Origin of the sequence: Metabacillus sp. cB07 (assembly GCF_016839225.1) — a bacterium.
Taxonomy (GTDB): domain Bacteria; phylum Bacillota; class Bacilli; order Bacillales; family Bacillaceae; genus Bacillus_P; species Bacillus_P indicus.
On the sequence record NZ_CP069296.1, the window covers coordinates 3262968 to 3275169 of the forward strand.

General features: G+C 46.5%; 11 protein-coding genes. 1 reads left to right on the plus strand and 10 read right to left on the minus strand.

Annotation, left to right across the window (positions count from 1 at the left end; all coding sequences use genetic code 11):
- The first annotated feature begins 104 nt into the window (after window positions 1-104).
- Window positions 105-263, plus strand: coding sequence for a DUF1540 domain-containing protein (locus JOJ89_RS16735; protein ID WP_081414206.1), 159 nt, complete (start codon window positions 105-107; stop codon window positions 261-263).
- A 66-nt stretch (window positions 264-329) separates the two neighbouring features.
- On the opposite strand, the gene JOJ89_RS16740 is transcribed toward JOJ89_RS16735, so the two are convergent.
- From JOJ89_RS16740 to JOJ89_RS16785, 10 genes are all read right to left on the minus strand, one after another.
- Window positions 330-1214 carry a metal ABC transporter permease gene (locus tag JOJ89_RS16740; RefSeq protein ID WP_203288551.1) on the minus strand — a complete coding sequence of 295 codons (885 nt, stop codon included), beginning with the start codon at window positions 1212-1214 and terminating at the stop codon, window positions 330-332.
- Window positions 1211-2527: a metal ABC transporter permease gene (locus tag JOJ89_RS16745; protein WP_029278772.1), complete on the minus strand. Its 1317-nt coding sequence runs from the start codon at window positions 2525-2527 to the stop codon at window positions 1211-1213. The genes JOJ89_RS16740 and JOJ89_RS16745 overlap by 4 nt, the downstream gene beginning before the upstream one ends.
- Before the next feature lie 6 nt (window positions 2528-2533).
- Window positions 2534-3292, minus strand: coding sequence for a metal ABC transporter ATP-binding protein (locus tag JOJ89_RS16750; RefSeq protein WP_029278770.1), 759 nt, complete (start codon window positions 3290-3292; stop codon window positions 2534-2536).
- A 14-nt stretch (window positions 3293-3306) separates the two neighbouring features.
- Complete coding sequence (locus JOJ89_RS16755) at window positions 3307-4233, minus strand: metal ABC transporter solute-binding protein, Zn/Mn family (RefSeq protein WP_203288561.1); 927 nt, start codon at window positions 4231-4233, stop codon at window positions 3307-3309.
- Window positions 4234-4623: 390 nt separating this feature from the next.
- Window positions 4624-5733, minus strand: coding sequence for an o-succinylbenzoate synthase (gene menC / locus JOJ89_RS16760; RefSeq protein WP_203290366.1), 1110 nt, complete (start codon window positions 5731-5733; stop codon window positions 4624-4626).
- Window positions 5726-7168 (minus strand): o-succinylbenzoate--CoA ligase, encoded by a 1443-nt coding sequence (locus JOJ89_RS16765; protein WP_203290367.1) that lies wholly within the window; start codon window positions 7166-7168, stop codon window positions 5726-5728. The genes menC and JOJ89_RS16765 overlap by 8 nt, the downstream gene beginning before the upstream one ends.
- 88 nt (window positions 7169-7256) lie before the next feature.
- Window positions 7257-8075 (minus strand): 1,4-dihydroxy-2-naphthoyl-CoA synthase, encoded by an 819-nt coding sequence (gene menB / locus JOJ89_RS16770; RefSeq protein ID WP_029278762.1) that lies wholly within the window; start codon window positions 8073-8075, stop codon window positions 7257-7259.
- Window positions 8076-8101: 26 nt separating this feature from the next.
- A complete protein-coding gene (gene menH, locus JOJ89_RS16775; protein WP_203288562.1) occupies window positions 8102-8905 on the minus strand; it encodes a 2-succinyl-6-hydroxy-2,4-cyclohexadiene-1-carboxylate synthase in 804 nt (267 codons plus the stop codon).
- Window positions 8902-10653, minus strand: coding sequence for a 2-succinyl-5-enolpyruvyl-6-hydroxy-3-cyclohexene-1-carboxylic-acid synthase (gene menD / locus JOJ89_RS16780; protein WP_203288563.1), 1752 nt, complete (start codon window positions 10651-10653; stop codon window positions 8902-8904). Before menD ends, menH begins: the two co-directional genes overlap by 4 nt.
- Entirely contained in the window at window positions 10640-12061 is a 1422-nt protein-coding gene (locus JOJ89_RS16785) for an isochorismate synthase (RefSeq protein ID WP_203288564.1), read from the minus strand. The genes menD and JOJ89_RS16785 overlap by 14 nt, the downstream gene beginning before the upstream one ends.
- Between the last annotated feature and the right edge of the window lie 141 nt (window positions 12062-12202).

The following is a 12202-nucleotide window of genomic DNA, read 5'->3' on the forward strand; positions in this document are numbered from 1 at the left end:
GTTAACGGATTAACGCAGAGCGGGACTGACCCCTTTTCACGTATGAAAGACAGGAAAGTAAGCAAAACTAACAGATGAACCTTAATTAAAAGGAGGGTATTTTTATGCCAAGAGAGGTAAAGTGCGAAGTAAATAACTGTGAGTACTGGGGCAATGGCAACCAGTGTACGGCTGATGCCATTTATGTTGTGAGCCATAGAGGCGACACGGCTTCACGCAGTGAAGAGACCGACTGTAAAACATTTAAACCTCATGATTTGTAAAATGTTCTAGTAAAAAGGACAGCTTGCGGCTGTCCTTTTCTTTATTATTGATAATGAGAATCATTTTTATTCACTAGTGGAAGCAAAATTTCTTTTTGCAAGCCATTTTGAAAGCATACCGTGTGTTGGCGATAACAGAAAGGCCAAAAAGAAGAGTGCACCTGCTGCTGTAGCCATCGCACCGGCTATGGAAACATTCAGCCATGTTGCCGACCAATAGCCGAGGACTGCGGACAAAACACCAATACCAGAGCTGATCACGAGCATATGCGACAGTTTATCTGTCAGCAGATAGGCGGCTGAAGCAGGAACAATCAGCATCGCAACCACTAATATCGCCCCGACACTGTCAAAGGAAGCAACCGTTGTAATCGAGAGCATCCCCATTTGCAGATAATGCATAACAAGGACAGGGATGCCGATGGCGGCTGCCATTTGAGGATCAAAAGACGTTATTTTGAACTCCTTATAGAACAGCGCGATCAGAATGAGATTAATCACAAGGACCGAACCAAGCATCCAGACCGCTTTTGGCCCAACATCCATTCCTGCAAGTGTAAGGGTATTCCACGGAATAAAGGTGATCTCCCCCATTAATGCATGATCCACATCAAGATGAATATTCCCTCCAAAAAGCGACAGCAGAATAACTCCGACTGCAAACAGGAATGTGAACACGACTCCAATTGCTGCATCGGACTGTACCCCTTTTGCATTCAGCACCTGAACTAAAAAAGCTGTCAGCAGGCCGACTACAGCTGCCCCTATAAACATGGAAACACCGTCAAGACTCTTGCTCACGAAATAGGCACCGACTATTCCGAGCAGAACAGAGTGGCTGATCGCATCAGCGAGCATCGCCATTCGCCTGAGAATCAGGAAACAGCCAATGATCGCACATGTAATGCCGACAAGTGATCCGGTCAAAAGAATCCATGCATCGTAGCTCATTGAACCTGCCACTCCTTTCTGTTTAAGCCATTTGCTGTTCCCGGCAGAAGTTTTGGCTCTCTGCTGTGATCTTTCAGAAGACTCATCAGCCTCTTCTTCATATCAAACGGCATTTTCTCCACATCAACATCATCCCTGCTTTTAAGCTGAAGCTGGGCAAGCTCCATTTCATGCATCAAATACATCTCATACAGCCTCTGATTCAAGGTCAGCTCGTAGGCATGCATTAAACCCGTTTCTGTCAATCTCCATTGATCGCTCCCGGCCTGCATGACAAGGTTCTTCTTTTCAAGTTCCTTGACCGATTTATTGATCAGACTTTGGGAAACCTTTCTCTTACTGAGAACATCTTGAAGGGAAAATGCCCCACTCACCCCGGCATTCTCCGTTATATCGTAAAAAGAGAGAAGAAGCTGTTCAACCGACGTTTTCCTTTTCAATTTCAACTGTTTCACCGCTTTTGACACAAGGCCTCTTTTCGGTGCAAATACAAGGGATATCAAAAACAGGGTCGTCGCTGCAACAATAATAAGCGGCCCTGTTGCCATTCCGTCAGTTGTCGTGCTGAGAAGAGTCCCTGCAACACCTGAGATCCCGCCTATAAGCCCTGCAATAAGCACCATATGTCCAAGCTTATCCGTCCAGTATCTTGCAGCAATCGCCGGAGTGATCAGCATGGCTGCCATTAAAATAACACCAACCGTCTGGAGGCCGATTACAACTGCACAGACAATCAGGACCATCAGCAGGCCATTCAGAAATGTTGTCGGCAGGCCAATTCCTTTTGCAAATTGAGGATCAAACGTCAGTAGTTTAAACTCTTTAAAGAAAATGGCGGTAAGAAGGAGCAGGGCAGCTGCAATCCATGTAATAATCTGAACATCCTGACCGACCATCGATGCCGCTTTTCCAAAAATAAAATCACTCAGTCCGCTCTGATTTCCGCCCCGGTTATGCTGAATATAAGTCAGCAGCACAATTCCAAACCCGAAGAAAACGGACAGAACAAGGCCAAGGGCTGAATCCTCTTTTATTCTGGAGTGCTTGATAATGATCCCGATAAGCCAAGCAGCAAGCATTCCCGAAACCGCAGCTCCCACAAGAAACCACAGCAATGATTTAGAACCGTAGAGAAGATAGGCCATACAAACTCCAGGCAGAGCGGCATGGGCCATCGCATCTCCAATCAGGCTCTGTTTTCTAAGAAGAGCGAAGCTGCCAAGGACTCCGCTTGCAAGACCTAGAAGCATTGTTCCGACAAGCACCCACTGCGTATTTTGATTTTGCAGCTGATAGATTAATTCCTCCATCATATTTCTTCACTCCTGTTTGGTTTCGTCTACTAGCACCTGTTGATCCTGCAAGAATGTGAGTCTGCCCCCGTAGGTTTTCTGAAGGTTCTCCATGTTAAAGACCTCACCCGTCGGACCAAAAGCGATTTTCCTAAGGTTCAAAAGCAATACCCAGTCAAAGTATTCTTCTACAGTCTGCAGATCATGGTGCACGACCAGCACCGTCTTTTTTCTTGCTTTCAGTTCGTTAAGCAGCGAGATAATGGCTTTTTCCGTTGCGGCATCCACACCGACAAATGGTTCATCCATAAAATATACGTCTGCATCCTGTGCAAGGGCTCTTGCAAGAAAAACACGCTGCTGCTGGCCGCCGGAAAGCTGGCTGATTTGCCTGTCGGCAAAATCCAGCATGCCCACTTTGTTCAGGCATTCTTTTGCAAAGGCAATATCCTTTTTGCCCGGCCTTTTCATCCAGCCCACATGTCCGTAGCGCCCCATCAGCACAACATCAAGGGCATTTGTCGGAAAGTCCCAGTCAACTGAACCTCTTTGAGGGACATAGCCGACCCGCTTACGCTGCTTTTTATATGAATCCCCGTAAATTTCAACTTCTCCTGAGGCTGAAGGGATCAGCCCGAGTACCGCCTTAATCAGCGTTGATTTTCCTGCCCCGTTCGGTCCGATAATTCCAATTAATTTCCCCTCCGGAACCTCAAAACCAACCTCTTGAAGGACAGGTTTCCGGTGATAGGCAACCGTCAAATTGTTAACTGCTACTGGTATCATGATCAGCACCTGCCTTATTTCAATGATGAAACGATTGTATCGATATTGTGTTTGAACATTCCAAGATACGTTCCTTCTTCAGACCCTTCTTCGCCCATGGCATCTGAATAAAGCTGTCCGCCGATCTTCACGTCATGACCGTTTTTCTTAGAACCTTCGACAACCGCTTTAATGGATTTTTCTGAGATGCTGCTCTCAACAAAAACAGCCTTAATCTCTTTCTCTGTCAGCACTTCCACCAAATTTTGAACATCCTTCAAACCATATTCAGAATCTGTGCTCAGTCCCTGAAGGCCCATTACTTCAAAGCCGTATGCCTTCCCAAAGTATGCGAATGCATCGTGGGCGGTAACTAGAACTCTGCTCTCTTCAGGAATGGATTGAACCTGCTCTTTTGCATATTGGTCCATTTCTGCAAGCTTTTCTTTATAGGCAGCTGCATTGGCAGCAAACTCCTCTTTGTTTTCAGGAGAAAGCTTGCTCAGCTCCTCTTCCACTTTATCAACGGTGTACATCCATAATGAAATATCAAACCAGACATGGGGATCATGTGCTTTTTTATTGGCCGGATCACTTATCAATTTTGTTTTGGGTATCGCCTCTGCTACAGGTACAGTCGGCTTTTCATTTGACATCTTTTCAAAAATCTCGCCCATCTTGCCTTCCAGGTGGAGACCATTGTAAAGAATAATATCAGCCTTATTCAGCTTCTGAATGTCTCCCTGTGACGCCTGATACAAATGGGGATCAATTCCCGGTCCCATCAAAGAAGTGACTTCTACATGGCTTCCTCCGACATTCGCTGCAACATCCGCAATCTGAGCAATTGCCGTCGTTACCTGAACCTTGTCATTTTCCCCTCCGCCTGTGCTCTTGCTGCAGGCAGACATGATTGCCGTAAACATAAAAACTGCGATCAGCATACTAAATCGTTTTTTCATATAAATCCTCCTTTTCATCAATCAACAAATGTTTCCCGTATGCAAATTTTAAGGTAAAAAAAGTCTTCCTTTCGCTGAAGCATCATATGAAAGAAAGATAGGTTGGGTGCCAATAAGTTAGCTTGTTTCATAATTTGTTGACAAGTATAAGTTTTTTGCCCTTATGCAAAATTTAAAGCATTTCCCTCTGTCTGTCAATCATAGATTCTCGACAAAAAAAACCAGCTATCCGAAGACAGCTGGCTTAAAAAGGGCAGAGAGGGTATTTGTTAGAATGATGCCGAATCACTCTACACTCTCTTTTTATCATATAACGCAAAACTGAGCAAAGCGGGAAAATCACGTTTTTGATTTGAAAAACTTCATTTTCCCCTAGTGTAAAATACCTTTTTACAGGGTGAATTCCTCTTTGGAGGTGCGGTACTTTTCTAATTTCGTCCTGTCGATTTCAAACCCGATTCCCGCTGCTGCCGGAACATCAATCAATCCTTTGTCCACTTTCACTTCAGGTGTAATGATATCCTCCTCCCAATACCGTGAAGATGCAGAGATATCACCTGGAATGGAAAAACCGGATAGAGAGGCGAGAGCAATGTTATGTGCCCGTGAAACGCCAGTCTCAAGCATGCCGCCTACCCAGACAGGTATGCCTTTTTCCGCACAGAGATCGTGAATCTTCTTTGACTCCGCAAGCCCTCCAACTCGGCCTGGTTTAATATTAATGATTCCGCAGCTTCCAAGCTGGATCGCATTTTTCGCATCATTGAAGGTGATGATGCTCTCATCCAGGCAGATGGGCGTTTTGATTTCAGCCTGCAGGACCGCATGCTCGATGATATCATCATGGCCAAGCGGCTGCTCAATCATCATCAGATTATAGGAATCAAGCTTTTTCAAATGTCCGAGATCACTGAGTGTATAAGCTGAATTGGCGTCTGCCATAAGAGGAATATCCGGAAAACGGGTTCTGATTTCTTCAAGCAGTTCAACATCCATCCCCGGTTCGATTTTTACTTTTATTCTTTTATATCCCTCATCGATATGCTGCTCTATCTTCTGAAGCATCATTGCTGCAGGCGCCATTCCCACAACAACTCCGGAATCAATCTGACTTCTGGTCCCGCCAAGTACGTCTGCAAGCGGCCTGCCAAGAAGCTTCGCATACAAATCCCATACAGCAGATTCAATTGATGCCTTTGCCATTTGGTTCCGCCTGATCCACTGAAGGGAACTTGCATAGGCCTCCGGATGCTGGAACGTTTGACCGAGAAGATCCGGAATCAGGAAAGATGTCAGCATATGATGGCATGTCTTGATGGTTTCTTCAATATACCAGGGGGATGAAAAGGCAACAACCTCTCCCCAGCCTGTGGATCCTGAGGAATCTTCCAGTTCAACCAGAATACTCTCCCGCCGGTGAACCGTTTCTCTGCTGTTTTTGAAGGGAGAGACGAGATTCATCTCCAGATGGTGAAGGGTCACTTTCCGGACGTCAATCATGCCTGCCTCCATCCGCAAGCATCCTCCGCATCAGCTTGCTCGAAGCGTTTCTCGGAAGGCTGTCTCTGAAATATATGCGGGAAGGTAGTTTATATTTTGCAAGCCTTTCCCTGCAATACGAGAGCAGTTCAGCTTCGCTCACATGCTCCTTTAAAACCACATATGCTACTGGCACCTGTCCCCACTTTGAATCATCTGCTCCCGCTGCTCCCGCTTCAAGTACAGACGGGTGCGACAGTAGCACCGCCTCTATTTCGGCCGGATATACATTTTCACCGCCTGAAACAATTAGATCTGAACGCCTGTCTAAAACAAATAAAAACCCATCTTCGTCAAGATAGCCGATATCCCCTGTAGGAAGAAAGCCGTCATGAAACGTGCTTTCCCGCTTCCAGTAGCCCTTTGTGACATTTGGCCCCTGGACGTAAATCTCTCCCTCAGCCATAGGAGGACACTCTGCTCCGCTGTTCATGATTTTAATCCGGCACGGAAACAAAGGCTTGCCGGCAGATCCAAGCTTTGAAAAGCTGTATTCCGGAGAAAGGGTGACAATTTGAGAGGAAGTCTCTGTCATTCCGTAAGTCTGATAGACCGGAATGGATTTTTCTTTACACTCTTTTAAAAGAGGCATGGGCGCCGGGCCTCCGCCAAGCAGCATGACCCGCAAACTGTCTGGAAACTTTGCATCACCAAGGTCTTCAAGCATCCGTGTCAGCATTGCCTGCACAACCGATGCAATGGTTACTCCTTCTTCCATGATCGCCTTATTTGCTTTTTCAGGCTGAAATGTTTCATGAAGCACAACGGTCATTCCATAAATAATTCCTCTCATTAAAATGGAAAGACCGCTGATATGAAAAAGAGGAACCGCACAAAGCCAGCGGTCATCATGATGAAGCCCAAGATTTAAAGAGGATCCGGAAGCGCTCCAGTAATGGTTCCCGAAGGTCTGCATCACGCCTTTCGGTTTCCCTGTCGTTCCGGATGTATACATAATGGTCGCCGTCTCATCCAGATGAAATGTTTTTTCAAACATTTCAGTTTCTGTAAGACTTTCAAGGTTCCTGCTGTCTATAGAAATCCAGCTTGGCTTCTCCCAATGATGTTCCAGGGCATGATGGTACAGGAGATACTCTGCTTCTGAATCACGCAGCTGATAGTCAAGCTCTGCTGCTGTCAAGCGTGTATTCAGCAATATGGCCTGTGCCCCAATATAGGCAAGAGCATGAATGGTGACGGCCATATCAAGACTGTTCTTCATAAGAACCGCACAGCGGCTCCCTTTTCCCATGCCTTCTCCTTGCATGGCGGCTGCTTTTCGGAGTGTTCGGATGTGCAGTTCATGGAAGGTTACCGTTTCTTCCTCCGCTGCAACCGCGATCCGTTCGGGCGTCAAAAAAGCCCTCTGCATCAGCCAGTTTGGCATCATTGTCATGTTTTCACCAACTTTCATATGCTAGTAGCTTCGGCAAATTTGCATAAAAGAAAACAGCTTGATGAACTCATCAAGCTGCTGCATGTCCTTAAGGAAATCTTGGGAACTGTTTGAAGTCAGGGTTGCGCTTTTCTTTGAAAGCGTCTCTTCCTTCTTTTGCTTCATCTGTCGTGTAATAAAGAAGCGTTGCGTCACCTGCAAATTGCTGGATGCCGGCAAGTCCGTCTGTATCCGCATTAAATGCAGCTTTTAAGAAGCGGATGGCAGTCGGACTCTTCTCAAGAATCTCTTCACACCACTGAACGGTTTCTTCTTCAAGTTTTTCAAGAGGCACTACTGTGTTGACAAGACCCATGTCCAGCGCTTCCTGTGCATTGTACTGGCGGCATAGGAACCAGATCTCTCTCGCTTTTTTATGTCCCACAATACGGGCAAGGTATCCTGAACCGTATCCTGCATCAAAGCTTCCAACCTTTGGTCCAGTCTGTCCGAATACAGCATTGTCAGCCGCAATTGTCAGATCACATACGATGTGAAGAACATGTCCGCCTCCGATTGCGTATCCTGCAACCATCGCGATAACCGGTTTCGGAATAACACGGATCAGGCGCTGAAGGTCAAGAACATTCAGCCTTGGAATCTGATCTTCTCCAACATATCCGCCATGTCCGCGGACTTTCTGGTCTCCTCCTGAACAGAATGCCTTTTCGCCTGTGCCTGTTAAAATGATGACTCCCACATTTGCATCGTCTCTTGCATAGGCAAAAGCGTCAATCAGCTCCATCACTGTCTTTGGACGGAATGCATTATGTACTTCCGGGCGGTTTATCGAGATTTTGGCAATCCCATTATACGTTTCATATAAAATATCTTCGTACTTGCGTTCAGCTACCCATTCTACTGTCATCGCGTACAGCCTCCTTTTGAATACGTTTACTTATTCATAAACTCATTTACTATTTTACCAAAGATTTGCGGTTGTTCCACATGAACTGCGTGACCTGCATCTTTCATTTTAATATATGTCGAAAGAGGGAGCAAACCTTTCATCTCTTCTGCAAGCCTGCAGAACTTCTCATCCCGCTCTCCGCAGATGAGAAGGACAGGGATATGAAGGGAAGAAAGGCTGGTCCAGACAGGAGTCTGTGAGCCCGTCCCCATCCCGAGAAGACTGTTTGACAGGCCGGCTGCATTGTTTTTAAGCCGCTTGCTGCGCTCTCTGTTCTGAATAGCCTCAGGCAGTTCTTTTTGGGAGGCAAACAGCGGAATCTCCTCCCAATGCTTAACGAAATGCGGAATTCCTTTTTCTGAAATCATTTCGGCAAGTTCCTTGTCACTTTGCTGTCTCTTTTTTCTTTCCTCTCTCGAGAGGAGCCCGGGTGTGCAGCTTTCAAGAATCAGTTTGCTGACTGTTTCAGGATAGCGCACAGCATAGGACAAGGCTGCCCTGCCTCCCATTGAATAGCCTGCAATCACAGGTTTATCCAGCTCTAGCTCCTTGAAAAGTGCATGAAGATCAAGCACCGTCTCTTCCATCGAATACCGGCGGTAATCTGCCGGAGAATCGGTCCTTCCGTGACCAATCAGGTCAATTAATATCACCTGGCAGGATTGAAACATTTCAAGAAACGGATGCCATGTTTCTGCCGATCCTGTAAAACCATGCAGAAGAACAAGGGGCCGGCCCTCTCCATACGTTTCGACCGAGTAGGAAATCCCTCTTATCTTCACCATCATTTCCGCATCATCTCTCTTATTTCCTGGGAAACACGATTCATCAAGTTTCGATGAATCGTGACACGGGAATGGCGGTTCGTACGGACTTCGATGATATTCAGCCCCTTGCGGCGAGCGGCGTTTTCAACGTCATCTCTAAATGCCTCCCAGGTCTCAGGCTGGGTATATGCCGCATCATAGAGCGAAGCAGCATGCTGAAAATGCAGACCGGTCGGGGTCCCGAAAAGCGTTTCAAAATGCTTTTCTTCTTTTGACTGGGGCAGGAAGGAAAAAATGCCTCCGCCGTCGTTGTTCAATAGGATCACCGTCATGTCAAACTTGTGCATTTTTGCAGCCAGCAGCCCATTCATGTCATGGTAAAAGGAAAGGTCTCCAATGACCAGGAAAAGCGGATCTTCTGCAGCCGCACTCATTCCAAGGGCTGTTGAGACGATTCCGTCTATCCCGTTTGCCCCCCGGTTGGCGTGTACAGAAATACGCTTATTTGAATTTAAAAAGTAGTTGTCAGCATCACGGATCGGCATGCTGTTTCCGACAAACATATGGCTTTTTTCAGGCATGGCCTTTTGCAGCTCGGAAAAGACTTTTCCTTCAAACATGGCATCCGGTCCGTCTTCCGGAGAGGAAAGGATCTTACGTGCTGTGCTGTTTGTCTCCTGCCAAGTCTTTAGCCATTGTTCATTTTCTGCAGGAGAAACCCTGCCCGACAGACTTTCACAGAACCAGCTTTCATCGCATTCAATCATTTCAGAAGCCATGAGAGTAGGTTCCCGGTACCCTCCCTGTCCATCGACCACCAGCTGCAGAATCTCAGGAGATCGTTTCAGAAACAGGAACAGCGGCTTTGAAACCGGCATCGCTCCAAAACGGATTATGACGTCCGGTTTCAGCTCATTTAGAAGTTCATCATCTTTCATAAAAGCATCGTATCCATCAATGACTGCAGATTTATCATGAGATCCTGTTCTTAAGTTAGAAAGGGGATCTGCAAGTATTGGATATTTTAAAGTTGCTGAAAGTTTAAGGACAGCGTCAGTAAAGAGCGGATCACGTATTTCCCCGCACACAATCAGTCCTTTTTCTTTTCCGGAAAGCAACTCGGCAATCCTCTCTATTTCAGGGTCATGAAGAACTGCCTGTCCCGGTTTAATGGTGACATGCTGTGTTCTGCCGCTTCCATTCTTCCAAATGTCCTCTAAGTCAAAATCAGGAATCAGCGGTTCTCTGAATGGAAGGTTCAGGTGCACAGGACCAGCTGGAGATGACAATGCTTTGCCTGCCGCCCTGGCAGCCATCATTCTGCTGTAGGCAAGCATTCCTTCCGTTTGTTCAGGAATTGCCATGTCTGCAAACCACTTCGCATACCGTCCGAAAAAATGAATCTGATCAATCGCCTGGGGAGCTCCAACATCCCGCAGTTCGTGAGGACGGTCAGCCGTCAAAATAAGCAGAGGCACTCTTGAATAGAATGCCTCCACGACAGCAGGGTAATAATTTGCAGCTGCAGTACCGGATGTGCACAGCAGCGCTACCGGTTTATTCAGCATTTTGGAAAGCCCCAGTGCAAAAAAGCCTGCGGACCTTTCATCGATCATAAGATGAATGTTGATATCAGGGTGTTCTGCCATCAGCATCGCCATCGGTGTTGACCTTGATCCTGGACTGATGACGGCTTCTGTAACACCCGCTTTTGCCAGCTCATCCGCAAAATTTGCTGCATAAAGGGTAAGTGATTTAGATTTGCTCATGCTGCATACCTCCCAGAGCAGAAAGCATCGGCTTCAGTTTAATGAGTGTTTCCTGATATTCCGACTGCGGATCCGATTCTGCTACAATTCCGCATCCTGCAAAAAGGGATGCCTGTTCCCCGTCAATCAGCCCTGACCGGATGGCCACTGCAAATTCCCCGTTGTTGTCTGAATCCAGCCATCCAACCGGACCTGCATACCATCCTCTGTCCATCGGCTCAATGTCTCTGATCATCTCAAGTGCACCTGCTTTTGGATACCCTCCGAGTGCAGGCGTTGGATGCAGCTTTTCAACTAAACTGAGCAGCGACCTGCCGCCGTGCATTGTGCCTTCTATCGGCGTATACAGATGCTGGATATTCTTTGTTTTTAAAAGCTGCGGACCGTCCGGCACCCTGATTTCACTGCAGCACTCTTCAAAAGAATCCTTGATCATTTTGACGACAATGTCATGCTCAATCAGGTTTTTTTCATCATTTAAGAGGGCAGTGCCAAGTTCTGTATCCTCGTGCTTTGTATCCCCTCTTTTGATCGACCCTGCAAGACATGTTGAAAGCAGTCTGCTGCCTTCTTTTTTAATAAGCCGCTCAGGTGTAGCCCCGATGAAAGACTTGCTGCCGATTTCAATCGAGAAAATAAAGCTTCCAGGCTGTTCTGTCTGAAGCTTATTTAAAGCTGCATAGACATTTATATCACGCTCATAAGAAACACTGACCTCCCGTGCAAGCACCACTTTATCAAGCTTGCCTCCTTTAATGGAAGCTGTAGCTTTTTCGACAGCGGACATCCATTCTTGTGTGTCTTCTTCTTCGAGCGAATAATTGCCGGCGGGTTCCATGCTCACCGGCTGCTGTGCTGTCAGTACTTTATTTGCAAGATCCGTAAAGTGCAGCGCGCAGTCCTCAAGCTCGTCATCCGGCCTGATTATCCGGTTGATGGTTAAATAGGATGCATTTTCCTTCACCGTAAGCATCACAGAAGGCAGAAAAAACTTAGATTCCGGAAAGTGGCTCCACTGCTCATTGCTCCGATTATGCGGATCAAACGAAAAGCCGCCAAAAAGCAGGGCGCCTGTACCTATGTGAAAACTTTCACTATCTTCATGGTGAACAATCTTTTTGAAGCGCTTCCATTCCGTTTCAATGCGCCCAAAACGGTCGCTTACAGCATCATTTTCCACTGTGCATTCGCTGCCCAGACCACAGATCGTAAACCGTGCACCCGGAGTGGCCCAGTAAAACCGGCTTCCTGAAAAATGCTGTTCGCCAGCCGCATAAAATTGGAGGGGATTCTTGATCTCATGCAATGTTTTAACCTGACTCAGGATCACCGGCTCTTCTAACTGTCCCGCTTCATCCAAAGCACCCTTCAATTTCTCTGTAAATGTATGTTCTAACGCCGTAATCATTGGAAATCCCTCCAAAACCGAAAAATCGCTTATATTAAGATACACCCCAGAGGAAAGAGGTGTCAATAGTACTTTCCCAAAGAAATGGTATAATAGAATGAACGACTATTATCCTTATTATATTACTACCCGCATCACTTT

Bases quoted from the DNA above. Each gene is read 5' to 3' on its own strand.
- JOJ89_RS16740 (WP_203288551.1), bottom strand. From the start codon at position 1,214: ATGAGCTACGATGCATGGATTCTTTTGACCGGATCACTTGTCGGCATT.
- JOJ89_RS16785 (WP_203288564.1), bottom strand. From the start codon at position 12,061: ATGATTACGGCGTTAGAACATACATTTACAGAGAAATTGAAGGGTGCT.
- menB (WP_029278762.1), bottom strand. From the start codon at position 8,075: ATGACAGTAGAATGGGTAGCTGAACGCAAGTACGAAGATATTTTATAT.
- JOJ89_RS16735 (WP_081414206.1), top strand. From the start codon at position 105: ATGCCAAGAGAGGTAAAGTGCGAAGTAAATAACTGTGAGTACTGGGGC.
- menC (WP_203290366.1), bottom strand. From the start codon at position 5,733: ATGATTGACGTCCGGAAAGTGACCCTTCACCATCTGGAGATGAATCTC.
- JOJ89_RS16750 (WP_029278770.1), bottom strand. From the start codon at position 3,292: ATGATACCAGTAGCAGTTAACAATTTGACGGTTGCCTATCACCGGAAA.
- JOJ89_RS16745 (WP_029278772.1), bottom strand. From the start codon at position 2,527: ATGATGGAGGAATTAATCTATCAGCTGCAAAATCAAAATACGCAGTGG.
- JOJ89_RS16765 (WP_203290367.1), bottom strand. From the start codon at position 7,168: ATGACAATGATGCCAAACTGGCTGATGCAGAGGGCTTTTTTGACGCCC.
- JOJ89_RS16755 (WP_203288561.1), bottom strand. From the start codon at position 4,233: ATGAAAAAACGATTTAGTATGCTGATCGCAGTTTTTATGTTTACGGCA.
- menD (WP_203288563.1), bottom strand. From the start codon at position 10,653: ATGAGCAAATCTAAATCACTTACCCTTTATGCAGCAAATTTTGCGGAT.
- menH (WP_203288562.1), bottom strand. From the start codon at position 8,905: ATGATGGTGAAGATAAGAGGGATTTCCTACTCGGTCGAAACGTATGGA.